This window comes from Streptomyces armeniacus, assembly GCF_003355155.1.
Taxonomy (GTDB): Bacteria; Actinomycetota; Actinomycetes; order Streptomycetales; family Streptomycetaceae; genus Streptomyces; species Streptomyces armeniacus.
Genome location: NZ_CP031320.1, coordinates 4,723,883 through 4,740,937, shown reverse-complemented (window position 1 = coordinate 4,740,937; position 17,055 = coordinate 4,723,883). Strand labels below are relative to the sequence as shown.

Annotated in this window: 17 protein-coding genes and 1 pseudogene; 9 read left to right on the top strand and 9 right to left on the bottom strand. The window is 71.9% G+C overall.

The window, feature by feature from the left end; translation table 11 throughout:
• Nucleotides 1–53 precede the first annotated feature (53 nt).
• Nucleotides 54–446 (bottom strand): SCO5389 family protein, encoded by a 393-nt coding sequence (locus tag DVA86_RS20670; protein ID WP_208880384.1) that lies wholly within the window; start codon nucleotides 444–446, stop codon nucleotides 54–56.
• A gap of 232 nt (nucleotides 447–678) precedes the next feature.
• On the opposite strand from DVA86_RS20670, the gene nucS reads away from it, so the two are divergent.
• Nucleotides 679–1,350 carry an endonuclease NucS gene (gene nucS, locus DVA86_RS20665; RefSeq protein ID WP_208880383.1) on the top strand — a complete coding sequence of 224 codons (672 nt, stop codon included), beginning with the start codon at nucleotides 679–681 and terminating at the stop codon, nucleotides 1,348–1,350.
• A 49-nt stretch (nucleotides 1,351–1,399) separates the two neighbouring features.
• Here the strand turns inward: nucS and DVA86_RS20660 are convergent, their stop codons facing one another.
• The 4 genes and pseudogenes from DVA86_RS20660 to DVA86_RS20645 form a co-directional block, all read right to left on the bottom strand.
• Nucleotides 1,400–4,006 carry an ATP-binding protein gene (locus tag DVA86_RS20660; protein WP_208880381.1) on the bottom strand — a complete coding sequence of 869 codons (2,607 nt, stop codon included), beginning with the start codon at nucleotides 4,004–4,006 and terminating at the stop codon, nucleotides 1,400–1,402.
• Nucleotides 4,007–4,201: 195 nt separating this feature from the next.
• Nucleotides 4,202–4,504 (bottom strand): annotated as a pseudogene (locus DVA86_RS20655) (STAS domain-containing protein); the annotation flags it as partial.
• Nucleotides 4,505–4,724: 220 nt separating this feature from the next.
• Nucleotides 4,725–5,573, bottom strand: coding sequence for a 3-hydroxyacyl-CoA dehydrogenase family protein (locus DVA86_RS20650; RefSeq protein ID WP_208880377.1), 849 nt, complete (start codon nucleotides 5,571–5,573; stop codon nucleotides 4,725–4,727).
• A 154-nt stretch (nucleotides 5,574–5,727) separates the two neighbouring features.
• On the bottom strand, nucleotides 5,728–6,366 hold the full coding sequence (locus tag DVA86_RS20645; RefSeq protein WP_208880376.1) for a TetR/AcrR family transcriptional regulator: 639 nt from the start codon (nucleotides 6,364–6,366) through the stop codon (nucleotides 5,728–5,730).
• A 75-nt stretch (nucleotides 6,367–6,441) separates the two neighbouring features.
• Between DVA86_RS20645 and DVA86_RS20640 the strand changes: the two genes are divergently transcribed.
• Genes DVA86_RS20640 through DVA86_RS20625 form a run of 4 tightly spaced genes read left to right on the top strand, consistent with a single transcriptional unit; the run spans nucleotide 6,442 to nucleotide 9,063 of the window.
• The gene (locus DVA86_RS20640) at nucleotides 6,442–7,266 is read left to right on the top strand and encodes an ABC transporter ATP-binding protein (protein WP_208880375.1); all 825 of its coding nucleotides are present in this window, start codon (nucleotides 6,442–6,444) and stop codon (nucleotides 7,264–7,266) included.
• Nucleotides 7,267–7,277: 11 nt separating this feature from the next.
• Nucleotides 7,278–8,042 carry an ABC transporter permease gene (locus tag DVA86_RS20635; protein ID WP_208880373.1) on the top strand — a complete coding sequence of 255 codons (765 nt, stop codon included), beginning with the start codon at nucleotides 7,278–7,280 and terminating at the stop codon, nucleotides 8,040–8,042.
• A gap of 46 nt (nucleotides 8,043–8,088) precedes the next feature.
• A complete protein-coding gene (locus tag DVA86_RS20630) occupies nucleotides 8,089–8,661 on the top strand; it encodes a cob(I)yrinic acid a,c-diamide adenosyltransferase (RefSeq protein WP_208880371.1) in 573 nt (190 codons plus the stop codon).
• 54 nt (nucleotides 8,662–8,715) lie between these two features.
• Nucleotides 8,716–9,063 (top strand): VOC family protein, encoded by a 348-nt coding sequence (locus DVA86_RS20625; protein WP_208880369.1) that lies wholly within the window; start codon nucleotides 8,716–8,718, stop codon nucleotides 9,061–9,063.
• Between the two features lie 60 nt (nucleotides 9,064–9,123).
• Here the strand turns inward: DVA86_RS20625 and DVA86_RS20620 are convergent, their stop codons facing one another.
• Nucleotides 9,124–9,702, bottom strand: a complete 579-nt coding sequence (locus DVA86_RS20620) for a hypothetical protein (RefSeq protein ID WP_208880368.1) — start codon at nucleotides 9,700–9,702, stop codon at nucleotides 9,124–9,126.
• A gap of 169 nt (nucleotides 9,703–9,871) precedes the next feature.
• On the opposite strand from DVA86_RS20620, the gene DVA86_RS20615 reads away from it, so the two are divergent.
• The 3 genes from DVA86_RS20615 to DVA86_RS20605 all read left to right on the top strand — a co-directional run bounded on the left by DVA86_RS20615 (nucleotide 9,872) and on the right by DVA86_RS20605 (nucleotide 13,976).
• A complete protein-coding gene (locus DVA86_RS20615; protein ID WP_208880366.1) occupies nucleotides 9,872–11,131 on the top strand; it encodes a sensor histidine kinase in 1,260 nt (419 codons plus the stop codon).
• A 118-nt stretch (nucleotides 11,132–11,249) separates the two neighbouring features.
• Complete coding sequence (locus DVA86_RS20610; protein ID WP_208880364.1) at nucleotides 11,250–11,924, top strand: response regulator; 675 nt, start codon at nucleotides 11,250–11,252, stop codon at nucleotides 11,922–11,924.
• Nucleotides 11,925–12,143: 219 nt separating this feature from the next.
• On the top strand, nucleotides 12,144–13,976 hold the full coding sequence (locus DVA86_RS20605) for a glycoside hydrolase family 18 chitinase (RefSeq protein ID WP_208880363.1): 1,833 nt from the start codon (nucleotides 12,144–12,146) through the stop codon (nucleotides 13,974–13,976).
• Between the two features lie 64 nt (nucleotides 13,977–14,040).
• Here the strand turns inward: DVA86_RS20605 and DVA86_RS20600 are convergent, their stop codons facing one another.
• Entirely contained in the window at nucleotides 14,041–15,030 is a 990-nt protein-coding gene (locus DVA86_RS20600) for a LysR family transcriptional regulator (RefSeq protein ID WP_208880361.1), read from the bottom strand.
• A gap of 74 nt (nucleotides 15,031–15,104) precedes the next feature.
• Here DVA86_RS20600 and DVA86_RS20595 point away from each other — a divergent pair, with 74 nt between their 5' ends.
• Entirely contained in the window at nucleotides 15,105–16,097 is a 993-nt protein-coding gene (locus DVA86_RS20595; RefSeq protein WP_245996822.1) for an EamA family transporter, read from the top strand.
• Here the strand turns inward: DVA86_RS20595 and DVA86_RS20590 are convergent.
• Together DVA86_RS20590 and DVA86_RS20585 are read right to left on the bottom strand one after the other, a co-directional pair.
• Nucleotides 16,036–16,488: a DUF2550 domain-containing protein gene (locus DVA86_RS20590; protein WP_208880359.1), complete on the bottom strand. Its 453-nt coding sequence runs from the start codon at nucleotides 16,486–16,488 to the stop codon at nucleotides 16,036–16,038. The two genes, DVA86_RS20595 and DVA86_RS20590, sit on opposite strands and share 62 nt — an antisense overlap.
• Nucleotides 16,489–16,618: 130 nt before the next feature.
• A complete protein-coding gene (locus tag DVA86_RS20585) occupies nucleotides 16,619–17,002 on the bottom strand; it encodes a F0F1 ATP synthase subunit epsilon (protein ID WP_208880357.1) in 384 nt (127 codons plus the stop codon).
• Nucleotides 17,003–17,055: the final 53 nt, after the last annotated feature.

The following is a 17,055-nucleotide window of genomic DNA, read 5'->3' as shown; positions in this document are numbered from 1 at the left end:
TTCCGTCGGCTCGGTGCGGTGGGGCCGGTGTCCGGCCCGTACGCCGGCCTGCCTCAGCAGTCGCGCAGCTCCGGCGACTGGTTGAGCAGCTGGCCGCGCACCGAGGTGAACCGCGCGAGCCGGTCGTCCACCGAGCTGTCCAGTGGGAAGACCGCCACCCGGTGGCAGTTCTGGAAGGCGAGCCGGACACCGAAGTGACGTTCCAGCGCGCCGCGTATCGCGTCACTGGCGAGCGCGCGCAGCAGCTGACCGCGGGCCTGCTCGTCCGGCGGAGGTGTCTGGTTGTCGGCGAACTCACCACCGTCCACCTTGAGTTGCGCCACCAGTGAGCTGACCATTTCCCATGCGTACGGCAGGGAAGTACGGACGCAGTCGACGAAGTCCGCTTCATCGACCTCGCCTCGCTCAGCCTGTTCGAGGAGGGCCGGTGAGACGTCGAGCGACATGAGTACTCCTCTCGCGACCCCGGGGAGCCGGGGTCTCACGGACGTGAGGGGGAGCCCCGCCTGGGTCACGCAATTCCGGACGGCGACGCCCCCGCTGCGTAGCGTAAGCCTGACCGTACGAATGCCACCAGGTGATGGCGTACACAACAAGCCAATCCTGAGCGCGTACCGGAGGCGGGGCGGCGGGCCCCGAATCGCGTGCCGGGCGCGCTGTCCAGTAGCGTGACCGACCATGCGACTCGTCATCGCCCGCTGCTCAGTCGACTACGCGGGCCGGCTCACCGCCCACCTCCCTTCGGCGCCGCGCCTCATCCTGGTGAAGGCCGACGGATCGGTCTCCGTGCACGCGGACGACCGCGCGTACAAGCCGCTCAACTGGATGTCCCCGCCCTGCTCCGTCAAGGAGGACGAGACGGACGAGGGCGCGGTGTGGACGGTGGAGAACAAGGGCGGAGAGAAGCTCATCATCACGATGGAGGAGGTGCTACACGACTCCTCGCACGAGTTGGGCGTCGACCCTGGGCTGATCAAGGACGGCGTGGAAGCACACCTCCAGGAGCTGCTGGCCGACCGGATGGAGACGCTGGGCGAGGGCTGGTCGCTGATCCGGCGTGAATACCCCACGGCGATCGGCCCGGTGGACATCCTCGGCCGCGACGCGGACGGCACGACGATCGCGATCGAGATCAAACGGCGCGGCGAGATCGACGGCGTGGAGCAGCTGACCCGCTATCTGGAGCTGCTCAACCGCGACCCCCATCTGGCCCCGGTGAAGGGCGTGTTCGCGGCGCAGGAGATCAAGCCGCAGGCACGGGTGCTGGCGACGGACCGCGACATCTCCTGCGTCACGCTCGACTACAACGCGCTGCGCGGCGTCGACGACGACAAGCTGCGGCTGTTCTGAGCGCACGACCCCGAGCCGTACGGCGCTGAGCCGTACGGCGCCCGCCGCGTTACGACGCGCTCGCGCTCGGCTCCTGGCTGCCGCCGTCCGCCACCCGCGCGCTCGTCTCCGGCGCCGTGTCCTCCGGGGTCGACGTCGGCGGGTCGTCCGGCGTGCTGGGCGGGTCGTCCGGGGTCGACGGCGGGTCGTCGGGTGTGCTCGGCGGATCGTCGGGCGACGACGGCGGGTCGTCCGGTGACGACGGAGGATCGTCCGGCGTGCTCGGCGGTCTGGACGAACTGCTGCTCGGCGACGGGCGCTTCGACGTCTCCGGCGGCGACGACGACTCGCTGGTCGGCGCGGGTGCCTCCGGCTCGGACGACCCCGGCTCCGAGGGCGTACGGCTGCCCGGCTCGTCCTTGCCGGGCGTGTCCGACGGCGTCTCGCTGTCGTCGCCCGCGTCCGTCTCCGGCTGCGAGGAGGACTGGTCGGGCTTCACCGTGTCCGACGAGTCCTTGCCGTCGTCGGACGTGGTGCTCACCGTGACGACCGTGCCCAGCACGATGGCCAGCAGGGCGCCCGCGCTGGCCGCGAACGCGTTGCGGCGGGTGTTGCGCGCGGCGAGGCCGCGGGTGGACGCGCCGCCGTCGCCGCGGCCGGAAGAAGCCGACGAACCCGCCGCGGGCGTACGGGAGACCAGCGTGTCCAGGCTCTCCGCGGGCGACGTGGTGCCGCCGAGCGGCAGCACGGGCGGCACCGGCACCTGGTCGGTCCGGGACTCGGGGTCGGCCGACGGGCCTGCCCCCGGCCCCCGTTCAGCTTCCGGTCCGGGCCCCGCCACGGCCGACGGCACCGGTACGGCGCCGGGTGCGGTCGTCCCGTCGCCTTCCGGTACGGCCTCGGGCGAGGGCACGTGCACCGGGCCGGGGCCCGGCCCCGGTCCCCGTACCGGCTCGCCCTTCCGGTGCCGGCCGGCGCCGGAGCCGTTCCCCGCGCCGTGGCCGGTTCCGTTCGCCGAACCGTTCCCCGAAGTCCTCCCCGGCGCGCTTCCCGGCCCGTTCGACGTCCCGCCCGGCGGCGGTGCGCCGCCCAGCGCCAGCAGCCGGTCGGTGACCAGCGCCAGCGCCCTGCGGCCCGCGACCGTGCCACGCCGGTCGGCGAGCACGCCGCGCAGCGCGATCGACGCCTCCAGCTCCGTGCCGGCCCGCTCCGGGTTTCCCGCGCACAGCGCGAGGACGCCCAACTCGTGGTGGAAGTACGCCTCTTCGGCGACCTCGCCCGACTTGCGTGCGGCCTCCTGGCCGCCGCGCAGCACCCGCTCCCAGGCGCCCCAGTGCAGCCCCGCGGCGAGCGCGGGCGCCGCCGCGTGCGCGAGCAGCACCGCCGCGCTGGGACGTCCGCCGCGCTGGGCGCCGTGGAGGGCGGCGACGAGCGTCTCCGCCTCGGCGACGGCGCGTTCGGGCGTCACGGAGGGGTGGGCGACCCACCAGCCGTAGTGCTGGGCGGTGGCCCGTACGCGTGCCTCCGCGCCCTCCCCGTACCCGGCGGCGGCCAGCTCCGCGGTGACTCCGGCGGCCAGCCGGCGGTGCGCGCCGGCGGAGCTGGCCAGCCCGGAGGCGGTGAGCTCGCCGAGCGCGCCGTCGGCCTGCGGGTCGCCGACGAGGGCCGGCAGGTGCGAGTGGTGCGGGAGTTCACCGCCGAGCGCGACGGCGAACCGCAGCGTCTCCTGTGCGGCCGCCGTCAGCCCGGCGGCGAGCATCGCGGCGAGGCCGTACGCGGTGCCCCGCGCGTCCGGCAGGGGCAGCGCGCCGTGCGCCTGGTCCGGCTGTACGGGCTCGCGCTGCCGCAGCAGCGCACCGGCCTGTACGAAGGTCTGCGGGCGCCCCTCGCTCTCGAACCACAGGTCGCCCGCCCAGTCCGACTCGTCGTCCGCCAACTGCCGCCGCACGGTGTGCTCCAGCAGCTCCACGCAGCTGGTGCGGCTGAGCCCGGCGAGGAAGATCTCCTCCAGCCGGGACTGCGGCGAGGGCGCGGGGACCTCGGGTGTGGCGGCGACGAGGTAGGCGCATTCGGGGGTGGCGTCGAGGAGTTCGTCGAGCGCGGCGCCGCCGAACTCGAGGTCGTCCAGCAGCACGACGGCGCCGACGTTGCTCAGCGCCTCCAGGAGTTGCTCGCGGTCCGGGCGCACGAGCGGGGCGTCGTACACGGCGGCGAAGAGGGCGTACAGAAGGTCGTCGGCGGAGCGCCGGTGGCCGTTCAGGCGCACCACTCCGTCGGGCGCCAACTCGGCGATGTCGTCCGCGACGGCGTCCAGCAGCACGCTGCGGCCGGAGCCGGAGGGGCCGGTGAGCCGTACCGAACGGCCGTGCGCCAGCAGCGCGCCGATCCGTTCGCGCTCCTCCTCGCGCTCCAGCAGCGGGGGCCGCCCGGAGGTGACGGCGGCTGCGCCGCTCAGCGAGTGGCCGGGCCGGCTCTGGCCGGGCCGGTCCTCTGGTGCGCGCTTCCGCGGGCGGCCGGGCCGCCGGCCGGGCGGACAGGGCTCGATCTCGCTGCCGTCGACGGGGTTGAGCGTCAGCAGATAGTCGCCCGCTATCAGCTCGACCGTACGGGCGGGCGCGTCGCTGCCCTGCTCGTACGGCTCCTCGCCGGCGGGCTGCTCACTCTCGTGCTGAACCATGACCTCCGCCCCCATGACACTGATTTCGGCAGCACACCACGTTCCGCAGCACAGTATCCCGGAGCCTCGGTGGCGTCGGCACGGTCCCGTACGTCACGGCTTGGTGAGGATCTGCACCTGTCCGGCCCGTACGGCGTCCGCGGGAGCGGTGGCCGGTGCTTCGGGAGCGGGGGCCGTGGCCGCGGAGCCGGGCCCCGCCCCGGTTCCTCCTTCGATAGCGAGGATGCGGTGCAGCCGGGTGGCCACCAGCAGCCGCTGCATCTGCGGCGGCACGTCGCGGAGGACGAGCCGCCGTCCGCAGCGGCCGGCGCGACGGTGCGCGCCCATGATGACGCCGAGCCCGGTCGCGTCCCAGGAGTCGAGAGCCGCGAGGTCGAGGACGAGGTCGCCGCGTCCCGAGTCCACGGCGGAGTGCAGGGCCGTACGGGCGTCCGCGGCACTGCGGACATCAAGTCGGCCTCCGACGACCAGCTCTGCGTGGTCGCCCGTGATGTGCATAACCGCTCCCCGGAATAGTGAATGCGCGCGTTGGACCTTTACGTCTGGATGTCTCACCACAACTGACTGCCCGACGGGCAGTGAAGTTGCCGTCTGTGCCCGGACCGGTGCCGAATTCACCCCTGGGGGTGAGCCGTACCGCTCCGTGTTCCCGTTTCCCCGTGTTACGCGTTCCCGTGTTCCCGCGCCGTCCGGCAATCGCCGGGCGGCATCGGCGAACTCAGTACCGGTAGAAGCCCTGACCGCTCTTGCGGCCGATATCGCCGGCGTCGACCATGCGCCGCATCTGCTCCGGCGGCGCGAACTTCTCGTCCTGCGACTCGGTGTAGATGTTCTCCGCGGCGTGCAGCAGAATGTCGACGCCCGTGAGATCCGCCGTGGCCAGCGGGCCCATGGCGTGGCCGAATCCGAGCTTGCAGGCGGTGTCGATGTCCTCCGCCGAGGCGACGCCGGACTCGTGCAGCCTGGCCGCCTCGACGACGAGCGCCGCGATGAGCCGCGTGGTGACGAAGCCGGCGACGTCGCGGTTGACGACGACGCAGGTCTTGCCGGTGGACTCGGCGAACTCGCGGGCCGCGGCGAGGGTTTCGTCGCTGGTCTTGTGGCCGCGTACGAGTTCGCACAGCGCCATCATCGGCACGGGTGAGAAGAAGTGGGTGCCCACGACGCGTTCGGGGCGCCGTGTCGCCGCCGCGATCTTGGTGATCGGGATGGCGCTGGTGTTGGAGGCGAGGATCGTCTCGTCCTTCACCAGGCGGTCGAGCGTGGCGAAGATCTCACGCTTGACCTCGATCTTCTCGAAGACGGCCTCGACGACCACGTCGGCGTCGGCCGCGGCGTCGAGATCGGTGGTCGTGCTGATACGGGCGAGGGCCGCCGCCGCGTCGTCCGCGGCCAGCTTGCCCTTGCTCACGAATTTGTCGTAAGACGCCTTGATTCCGTCGGTGCCGCGGCTCAGTGCCTCGTCGGTCACATCGCGGAGGACCACGTCCCAGCCCGCCTGGGCCGAGACCTGCGCGATACCGGAACCCATCAGCCCGGCTCCGATGACGGCGAGTTTCTTCGCCACGACACCCACCTTTCCCGAACGTTGTGTGTGGCGGACTTTAGCGCTTTGACGCGCACCAATGGAGCGTGAAGAGACACGCATCACGTCTCACATGGCGGACATCACACTACGGGCGTCCGATCCGTGAGGTTGGTGCTCATTCCGCCCCGCGGATTCATCTCGCGGGGCGCGTCGCGTAGTTGAGCACGGTGTCGCTCAGCAGCGCCTCGTACTCGTCGAGCCGTACGAGCATCTGCGCGGCGATCTCGTCCGGCGGCAGGCCCGTGAGCGAACCGCGGCCCGCGCCGCCCACGACGACGTTGTGCACTCCTATCAACTGCTGCGCCACCAGGTCGGGCCTGGGGTCGTCCGGCGCGGCGCCGCTCTCCTCGCGGAGGGTCGCGGCGAGCGACTCGGTGATGCGGTAGTGCAGCAGCGAAAGCCGCGCCATCAGCGCGGTCGACTCGCGTACGACGGTCAGGAACCGGTCGTAACCGTCGGCGAGTCCGAGCACCGGGCTGCGGTCGTGCACCTCGGCGCGCAGCCGCTCCAGGACGGCGCGGGTGGCGGACTGGCCGGGCGTGCGCTCGCGTACGAACCGAGAGTACCGGTCGATGACCTCGTCCTCCCGGTCGAAGAACAGGTCCTCCTTCGCCGGGAAGTAGTTGTAGACCGTGTTCACCGACACGTCCGCGACCTCCGCGATCTCCGCGATGGTCACCGCGTCGAAGCCGCGCTCGAGGAAGAGGCCCGTCGCGACGTCCGAGATGAGCTGCCGCGTCTGCTGCTTCTTCCGCTCCCTGAGGCCCGTCATGGGGGCATCTTACCTTAGGGCCGCCCAAATTTTATAGTCATTGCAAACTTTAAGCTGCTCTGCTTTTCTGCTGTCATGCCTCCTTCCACCAGTGCCGCGGGCGCACCCGCCGGCGGTCCCGCCATCAGCACCAGCGGGCTGACCCGGACGTTCCACACCAAGACCGGCACCGTCGAGGCCGTCCGCGGTATCGACCTGACCGTCGGGAACGGCGAGATCCTCGGCTTCCTCGGCCCGAACGGCGCCGGGAAGACCACCACCCTCCGCATGCTCACCACGCTGCTTCCGCCGACCGGCGGCACCGCGACCGTCGCCGGCCGCGAACTGGCCCGCGACCCCGGGGGCGTACGGGCGCGTATCGGCTACGTCGCCCAGTCCGGCGGCGTCGACCCGAACGTCACCGCCCGCGAGGAACTCACCACGCAGGCCCGGCTGTACCGGCTGTCCAAGGCCGAAGCGGCGGCCCGTACGGAGGAGTTGGCCGCCGAGCTGGACCTCACGGAGCTGCTGGACCGCAAGTGCTCGGCGCTCTCCGGCGGCCAGCGGCGCCGGCTCGACATCGCGATGGGCCTCACTCACCGGCCCGGCGTCCTCTTCCTGGACGAGCCCACCACGGGCCTCGACCCGGGCAGCCGCGCCGACCTCTGGGACCTCGTACGCAGGCTGCGCGCCGAACTGGGCATGACGATCTTCCTCACCACGCACTACCTCGACGAGGCCGACGCACTCGCCGACCGGCTGGTGATCGTCGACCAGGGCCTCGTCGTGGCCGAGGGCACGGCGGAGTCGCTGAAGCGGGAGTACGGCGGCTCGCCCGAGGCGTCCCTGCAGGACACGTTCATCGCCATCACCGGACGCGGCACCGCCGCGCCGCACGACGACGCGCCCGTCGCGGTCTGAGGAGCGGCACCATGACCGACACCAAGCACATGCTCGCCGACACCGGCATCATCTTCGGCCGCTGCCTGCGCCAGACGGTCCGCTCCCGGCTCTCGCTGATCTTCGGGCTGCTGCAGCCGATGCTGTTCCTCGTCTTCTTCGGACCGCTGCTGCGGGACATGCCGCTGGGCGGGCGCGGCGACTCGTGGCAGATCCTCATTCCCGGGCTGCTCGTCCAACTCGGGCTGTTCAGCTCCGCGTTCGCGGGCTTCGGCATCATCATCGAGAAGCAGTACGGCGTCATCGAGCGGATGCGGGTGACGCCCGTCAGCCGGCTGGCGCTGCTCCTCGGGCGGCTGCTGCGGGACGCGCTCCAGCTCCTCGTCCAGTCCCTGGTGCTGGTGCTCGTCGGGGTCGCGCTCGGGCTCCGCGCGCCCGTGCTGGGCGTCGCCATCGGCTTCCTCTTCGTGGGCGTGCTGGCGATGTCGCTGGCGTCGCTGTCGTACGCGCTCGGCATGCGGGTCAGCTCGCCGCAGGAGTTCGCGCCCGTGGTCAACTCCGTGAACCTGCCCGCGATGCTGCTCTCCGGCATCCTGCTGCCGATGGCGCTCGCACCGGCCTGGCTGGACGTCGTCTCGCACTTCGTGCCGTTCCGCTATCTCGTGGACGCGGTACGGGCGGCGTTCGTCGGCGATTACACCGGCGGCACCGTGGCGCTGGGCGCCGGGGTCGCAGTGCTGCTCGCCGCCGTGTCCATGACGCTCGGCACGCGCCTCTTCCGCAGGGCGGGCGCGTAGGGAGCGCAGCCCCTGCCCCCGGCGGCGTACGGGCTACGCTTCCCCCATGGTCAACCTGACGCGCATCTACACCCGCACCGGAGACGACGGCACCACCGCGCTCGGCGACATGAGCCGCACCGCCAAGACGGACGCACGCATCGGCGCGTACGCCGACGCGAACGAGGCGAACGCCGCCATCGGGGTCGCGGTCGCGCTGGGCGAGCTGCCCGAGGAGGTGCGCACCATCCTCGTACGGGTGCAGAACGACCTGTTCGACGTGGGCGCCGACCTGGCCACCCCGGTCGCCGAGAACCCGGAGTTCCCGCCGCTGCGTGTCGAGCAGAGCTACATCGACAAGCTGGAGGCGGACTGCGACACCTTCCTCGCGGATCTGGAGAAGCTGCGCAGCTTCATCCTCCCGGGCGGCACACCCGGCGCGGCCCTGCTGCACCAGGCGTGCACCGTCGTACGCCGCGCCGAGCGCTCGACGTGGGCGGCGCTGGCGGAGCACGGGGACGTGATGAACCCGCTGACGGCGACGTATCTGAACCGCCTCTCCGACCTGCTGTTCATCCTCGCGCGCACGGCCAACAAGGAGGTCGGCGACGTGCTGTGGGTGCCGGGCGAGAACCGCTGAAGCGCGGGACCACCGGCCACGTTCCGGCCACGTTCTGACAGGGAGTCACCGAAGATGTCCGTTCGCCGTGTCGTGCCCAACATCCGGTCCGAGGCCACGGAGGAGAGCCGGGAGTTCTACGGCCTGCTGGGCTTCGAAGAGGTCATGAACCAGGGCTGGATCGTGACGTTCGCCTCCCCGACCGTGCCGACGGCGCAGGTCAGCGTCATGACCGGGGACATGACGGCGCCGGTCACGCCCGATCTGAGCGTGGAGGTGGACGACGTGGACGCCGCCTACGCGGAAGTGCGGGCGAGCGGCGCCGAAATCGTGCACCCGCTGCAGGACGAGGAGTGGGGCGTACGGCGCTTCTTCGTCCGAGACCCCAACGGCCGAGTGGTCAACGTGCTGAGCCACCGCTGAACGGCCGCTGAGCCACCGCTGACCCGCGCCGGGCGGCCGTCAGCGCCCCTCAAGCGCCCCTCAGTGCCGTACGGTCTCGTGCCGCGGCTGTTCCGCGGCCGCGCCGAGCGGCGCCTTCTTCGGCCAGATCGTGTAGCTGACCGCGATGATCAGGCTGACCACCGCCACGATGCCCATCTTCGCCTGCCAGGCGCGCAGCGACTCCGTCTGCCCGGCGTTGTCGACGTACCAGACGGCGGCCTGCAGCAGGGCCGCGGCGATCGCCGCGGCGCCGATCGCGCGGAGGGACATCTTCCACTCGTGGATCGCCCGCGGCATCCCGTACTTCGGCCGCCTGACCGGCGGCGGGCCGCCCGCGAAGCGGTGCGCGAAGTGACCGTCGGCCCACTTGATCATGTAGTGCCCGTGGGTGGCCGTGAAGCCGATGTAGACGGCGGCGAGGCCGTGCTTCCAGTCGGGCTCGGCACCGTTCTTGAGGTCGATCGCCGTCACGATCAGCAGCATCACCTCGAGCAGCGGCTCGCACAAGAGCACGGCGGCTCCCGTACGCGGCATCCTGGCCAGGTAGCGCAGCCCCAGGCCGGCGGCGAGCAGCACCCAGAAGGCGATCTCACAAGCGACGATCAAGGCGACGAGCACGTTGACGCTCCTCTCGGAGGGTTCCGGCCGGGATGACCCGCGACTCGTCTCCAGACTCCCGCGCACAGCCCGCCAGTACGTCCTCACCAGCTACGATCCCGCGCTGCATCGTTCGATGTACGCCCGTGAGGCGACGCGGATCAGGGCCGCCGCGTGCTGTCATGGACCCATGCCACACCCGCACCGCCCGTCCCTCCCGCGGCCGTCGTTCCACGCGCTCCGTCCGGAGCGCGACGACGTGCTCATCGCCCTGGCGGGGCTCTGCGGCGGCGTGCTCGCGTGGAGCGTCGGGCTGCAGGGCAGCTGGCCGGGGGTGGACCTGCCCGGATCGCTCGCGCTCGTACCGCTGGCGGTGATCGCCGCGGCGGAGCTGCTGCGCCGTACGGCACCGTACTCGGGCCTGCTCATCGGGACGGCCGCGCTGGTGGCGGACATCGCCGTGGGCACGCTGATCCCGACGGTGCTGATGTTCACCGACCTGATGTACGCCGCCGTGCTCTACGGCAGCCGCGCCCTCTCCCGCCGCCTGCCGTGGATCACCGTGCTGGTCACGCTGTTCGCCGTGCTCGTCCCGCTGGTGGTCGTCCGTACGCCCGAGTCGCTGTTCATCGGTGTCAGCGTCGGACTGATCACGATCGGCCCGGCGTTCACCGGCGTCGTCGTACGGGACCACCGCGACGAGGCCGCGTCCGAGCGGCTGCGGGCCGAACAGACCGCGCTGCTGGCCGAGATGGACCGTACGCAGGCGGTCAACGCCGAACGGGCGCGCATGGCCCGCGAGCTGCACGACATGGTCGCCAACCACCTGTCCGCGATCGCGATCCACTCCACCGCCGCGCTGTCCCTCGCCGAGAGCGAGACCGGCCCGTCGGCCACCCGCGACGCGCTCGGCGTGATCCGCGAGAACAGCGTGCAGGGGCTGACCGAGATGCGCCGCCTCATCGGCATCCTGCGGGACGTGGAGGGCCCGGACGACGGGGACGCCGCCGCCTCCCCCACGCTGGACGGGCTGGACGCGCTGCTCACGCGCGCCCGCGACGCGGCCGCGGAGGGCTTCACGTTCACGCTGGCCGACGGGCGCGCGGACGCCGCCGCCGAGATCCGCGCCCTGCCCGCCCCGGTGGAGCTCGCGGCGTACCGCGTGGTGCAGGAGTCGCTCACGAACGCGCTCAAGCACGCCTCCCCCGGCGCCGTCACCGTGCGCGTCGAGCGCGCCGACGGGCGCCGCGGCGGCCCCCTCGTCGTACGCGTCACCAGCCCGCTCGGCGGCTCCCTGGGCCCGCGCGCGCCCGGTTCGGGCGCCGGCCTGATCGGCATGCGGGAGCGCGTGGAGCTGCTCCGCGGCACGCTGGAGGCCGGCCCGGTCACGACGCCGGACGGGGCGAAGTGCTGGGAGGTACGGGCCGAACTGCCCGTGGAGGAGCCGTAGCCGGGTCGCGTACGGCGGGCGGAATCACGTGCGCAGGAGCACACGCGGCGTGCGGAGGGCACACGCGTCGCAGGAGCACACGCAGCACCGAGAGCACAGGCAGCACCGAGGAGCACGAGTGAACGACGAGTCAGAGCGGACGATCCGCGTCGTGGTCGCCGAGGACCAGTCGGCCGTACGGGCCGGGCTGCTCCTCATCCTGCGCAGCGCGGGCGACATCGAGGTCGTCGGGGAGGCGGCGGACGGCGAGGAGGCGGTGCGGCTCGCGCGCGAACTGCGCCCGGACGTCGTGCTGATGGACGTGCAGATGCCGCGGCTCGACGGGGTGTCCGCCACCCGCCTGGTCACGGCCGAGCAGCTGGCGGACGTGCTGGTGCTGACCACGTTCGACCTGGACGAGTACGTCTTCGGGGCGCTGCGCGCCGGTGCCGCCGGCTTCCTGCTCAAGGACAGCGAGGCGGTGGCGGTGATCGACGCGGTCCGTACGGTGGCGCGCGGCGAGGGCATGATCGCCCCGGCGGTGACGCGGCGGCTGATCGCCGAGTTCGCCCGCCCCCGTGCCGTACGGACGCCGCAGCAGGCCCCGGCCGGCCTCGGTGAACTCACCCCGCGCGAGCACGAGGTGCTCGGCTGCCTCGGCGAGGGGCTGTCGAACGCGGAGATCGCGGACCGGCTGGACATGGCGGAGGCGACGGTGAAGACGCATGTCAGCAGACTGCTGCGGAAGCTGGAGCTGCGCAGCAGGACGCAAGCGGCGGTGCTGGCACAGGAGTTGGGGATCGGTCCGGCGTAACGGCGCCCGGAGCGCGGCGGGGAAGCGGGCGCGGGGCCACCGGGGCAGGCCCCGCGATCAAGCCTCGAACACCTATATGGTCCAGACCTATTGACCACTGGTCCAGACCTCTTTAGTCTCCCGAGAAACTGCGGTGAGCGTGCCCCACACGCGTTCGCAAGGCGGCGCAGGTCCCTTCCCGTCCCCTCCGGGTTTTCCGGACCAACTCGAGGAGCGCCCTTGAGATCTGGAACCGCACGACGCTTCAAGCGCAGACTCACGGCATTCGCGGTAGCGCTCGCGCTGCCCGTCGGCCTGCTCGTCACCCTGGCGTCCCCAGCCCAGGCAGACGAGAAGGCATCCGCGACATTCATCAAGACGTCCGACTGGGGCACCGGCTTCGGTGGTCAGTGGACCGTCGAGAACACCGGCACCACCACCATCGACACCTGGAAGCTGGAGTGGGACTTCCCCGCCGGCACCACCGTCGCGTCCCACTGGAACGCCTCGATCGCCAAGGACGGCAACCACTACACGGCCACCCCGTCGTCCTGGAACAAGTCGCTGGCGCCCGGCAAGAGCACCACGATCGGCTTCAACGGCAGCGGCCCGGGCGAACCGAGCAACTGCAAGATCAACGGGCTGCCCTGTGACGGCTCCGGCGAGCCCGGCGACCCCGCACCTTCGGCACCCGGCGCACTCAAGACCGGCGAGGTCACCGACACCAGCATCGCCCTGAGCTGGTCGCCGGCCACCGACGACAAGGGCGTGAGCAAGTACCACGTCTTCCGCAACGGCACCGAGGTCGCCGCCGTCACCGGCACCTCGTTCAAGGACACGGGCCTACTCAAGGGCACCGAATACGCGTACTCCGTCACCGCCGAGGACACCGCAGGGCAGCGCGGTCCCGCGAGCGGCACGCTGAAGGCGAAGACCACCGGCGGCAGCACGCAGCCGCCCGGCGAGCACGTCAAGCTCGGCTACTTCACCGAGTGGGGCGTCTACGACCGGAACTACCACGTGAAGAACATGGTCACGAGTGGCTCCGCCGACAAGATCACCCACATCAACTACGCCTTCGGCAACGTCCAGGGCGGAAAGTGCACCATCGGCGACAGCTACGCCGCCATCGACAAGGCGTACACCGCCGACCAGAGCGTCGACGGCGTCGCCGACACCTGGGACCAGCCGCTGCGCGGCAACTTCAACCAGCTGCTGAAGCTGAAGAAGGCCAACCCCAACATCAAGGTCCTCTGGTCCTTCGGCGGCTGGACCTGGTCCGGCGGCTTCGGCCAGGCCATGCAGAACCCGGCGGCCTTCGCCGAGTCCTGCTACAACCTCGTCAACGACCCCCGCTGGCAGGGCCTGTTCGACGGCATCGACCTGGACTGGGAGTACCCCAACGCCTGCGGCCTGACCTGTGACACCAGCGGCCCCGCCGTGATGAAGACGATGATGCAGGCGTTCCGCAGCAAGTTCGGCGACCAGCTGGTCACCGCGGCCATCACGGCCGACGCCTCGGACGGCGGCAAGATCGACAAGGCGGACTACGCGGGCGGAGCGCAGTACGCCGACTGGTACAACGTGATGACGTACGACTTCTTCGGCGCCTGGGCCGCACAGGGCCCGACGGCGCCGCACTCGCCGCTGAACTCGTACGACGGCATCCCGCAGCAGGGCTTCAACTCCGACGACGCCATCCAGAAACTCAAGGCGAAGGGCATCTCGGCGGACAAGCTGCTGCTCGGCATCGGCTTCTACGGCCGCGGCTGGACCGGCGTCACCCAGAAGGAACCCGGCGGCACCGCCACCGGGCCGGCGCCGGGCAAGTACGAGCAGGGCATCGAGGACTACAAGACGATCAAGCCTCGCTGCGCCTCGAACGGCACCATCGCGGGCACCGCGTACGCACACTGCGGCAACCAGTGGTGGAGCTACGACACCCCGAGCACCGTCCAGAGCAAGATGGCCTATGCGAAGCAGCAGGGCCTGGGCGGCGCGTTCTTCTGGGAGTTCAGCGGAGACACCGCCAACGGCGAGTTGGTGAGCGCGATCAACAGCGGGCTCGGCTGAACCGTACGGGCCTGAACGCGGGCCCCGCACCTGCCGATTCGCCGGCCGAACGGGCCCGGCGGCGTCAGCCGGGGCCCTGATACGCCGGGGAGGCGGGACCGCCTCCTGCCTCCCCGGTCACGCGCGCGAAGTCGGGCCCCTCCACGCCACCGGCTTCGCGCGCCGCGCTCCGCAGCGCCGCCAGCCCCGCGGCCACCAGCGGATGCTCGTCACTGCCCGGCCGTACGCACGCCACGATCCGGCGGGCCGGCGCGGGCTCACCGCGCAGCGGGACCCGTACGACCGCGTGCCGGGACGGCACCGGCACGATCCGCGGCAGCAGGCACACCCCGAGCCCGGCCTCGACCAGCGCGGAGACCGAGTACCACTCCTTGACCTGGTGCGTGATGTGCGGGCTGAATCCGGCCGCCGCGCAGGCGACGGTCAGCAGCGGATACGTGTCGTTGTTCCGCTTCTTGACGATCCACCCCTCCTCCGCGGCCTCCGCCAGCGGCACCCCTTCGGGCCGGGCCAGCCGGTGCCCCTCCGGTACGAGCAGGTCCTGCCGGTCGTGCAGCAGCGGGACATGCGCGAAGCGGCGGTCGGTGACCGGCGGCGCGTCGGGGCCGGGCAGCACGAGGGCGATGTCGGTCTCGCCGGCGAGCAGCAGCCGGTAGCAGTCGCCGCTCTCCTCCTCGATGATCAGCGGTGTCACACCGGGGTGCGAACCGCGCAGGCCCGCCACCGCCGGTGCGGCCAGCGCCGCGATCGCCGAGGACACCCCGCACAGCCGCAGCGTGCCGGCCACCGACTCGTTCTGCGCGGCGAGCTCGGCCCGGGTCACCTCCCACTGCGCGTACAGCGTGTCGGCGTGCCGCAGCAGCAGGCGCGCGGCGGGCGTGAGCCGTACGAGCCGCCCCTCCGGACGCAGCAGCTCCACGTCGAGGTCGCGGGCTAGCTGCCGGATCTGCTGGGAGACGGCGGAGGGCGTCAGATGCAGCGCGGCAGCCGTCGCGGTCACGGTGCCGTGCTCGGCGAGCGCGCGCAGCACGTTCAGCCTGCGCAGATCAATCATGCAGGCCAGGCTAAAGGGATACGTCCACAAAGCACAGATGGACGTTAACGGTACGGGCGGCCGAGGCTGGCCCCATGCCCGCCACCAGGTCCACCGCTCCCCTGCTCATGCTCGGCGCCGTGCTCTGCACGCAGTTCGGCCAGGCCGTCGGGAAGTCCCTGTTCGACACGGTGGGGCCGCCGGGCGTGGTGGCGCTGCGCCTCGGCATGGCCGCCGCGCTGCTGCTCCTCCTCCACCGGCCGCGGCTCCCCCGCGACCGGTCCGAGCTGCGGCTCGTCCTCGGCTTCGGGACGGCCATAGCAGGCATGAACCTGATCTATCCGGCGATGAGCCGACTCCCCCTCGGGCTCGCCAGCAGCCTCCAGCTGCTCGGCCCGGTCGCGCTCGCGCTGCTCACCTCGCGCAGGGCCCGCGAGGCGGGCTGCGCGCTGCTCGCCGGGTGCGGCGTGTGGCTGTTCCACTCGCACGGCGCCACGGCGTTCCCGCCGGCCGGGGTACTCCTCGCGCTGGCCTCCGGCGCCTCGATGGCCCTGTACCTGGTGCTGAGCAGCCGGGCGGGCGCGCGCAGCGCGGACGGCGGGCCGCTGGCCCTGGCGGTGGCATGGGCGGCGGTGCTGACCGTGCCTCTCGGGGTGGCGGACAGCGGCGGCGCGCTGCTGGCACCGGAGGTGCTGCTCACCGGGCTGGCCGTGGCCGTGCTCTCCGCGGTGCTGCCGTACTCCCTGGAGCTCGCCGCGCTGCGCCGGCTGCCGACCGGCACCGTCGGCGTGCTGACGAGCCTCGAACCGGCGGTCGCGGGCGTCGCGGGGACCGTCGTGCTGGGCGAGCACCTGCTGCCGGTGCAGTGGCTGGCGCTCGGCTGCGTCAGCACGGCGAGCGCGGGGATGGTCGTACGGAGGCGCCCGCCGGGCGGTGCGCCCGGAAGCGCGCGGGCAGGGTCGTACGGCCGCGGGCGCGCGTACGGCCACGGGCTACGCGGGCGCGCGTACGCGCGGTGGCGTACCGTTACGCCACGTTCACCCGCTGACCGGGCGGAGCCGCCTCCAGCCAGGCCAGGAAGCCGGTGAGCGCGTCCTCGCTCATCGCCAGCTCCACGCGTACGCCGCGCAGCGCACACCCCAGCACCACCTGGCCGGACAGCAGCGCCAGCTCCTCCTCGCCGCTCGGCATCCGGCGGGCCAACACCTCGATGCGGCCGCGCTCCATGGTGCGGCGGGGGCGGGGCGCGTACGAGAAGACGCGGAACCAGTCGACGCGGTCGCCGTTGTAGCGGGCGACGCCGTAGACCCAGCCCTTGCCGTCCGGTTCGCCTTCCTCCGCGTCGCGAACGTCCCAGCGCAGCGAGCAGTCGAACGTTCCGCCAGAGCGCTGGATCAGTCTCCGGCGCAGCCCGAAAACGAACAGCCCCACCAGCACCAGCAGCAGGACCGCGCCGCACAGCAGCAGTGCGAGGACCATCTTCACCGACCTCCTCGCTCCGTCTCGGGCTGCGGATGAGTCAACCGCACCTGTATGCCTTCAGCCGCGGACCGCCCTGGAGAATTCCAGTGCGGTCCGCGGCTGAGGGTCGTGTCCTCTTCTCCCTGCGTCAGCGGGCACCCGCCACCGCGCGCAGACGTACGTCCGCGCGCCGCTCGGCGGCGGCGTCCGCCTCCGCCTTGGCCCGTTCCAGCGCCCGCTCGGCGCGCTGCACGTCGATCTCGTCGGACAGCTCCGCGATCTCCGCGAGGAGCGAGAGCTTGTCGTCGGAGAACGAGATAAAACCGCCGTGCACGGCGGCAACCACCGTGCCCTCGCCGCTCTCGCCCGTCGTACGGATCGTGATCGAGCCCGTCTCCAGGACACCCAGCAGCGGCTGGTGACCGGGCATGACGCCGATATCACCCGACGTGGTCCGCGCGATGACCAGGCTGGCCTCGCCCGACCAGACCTTGCGGTCCGCGGCGACCAACTCGACGTGCAGCTCAGCCACAGTGGCTCCTCAGACTGGGATGGGGAAAAGAATAGGGGGTGCGGACGGGGGCG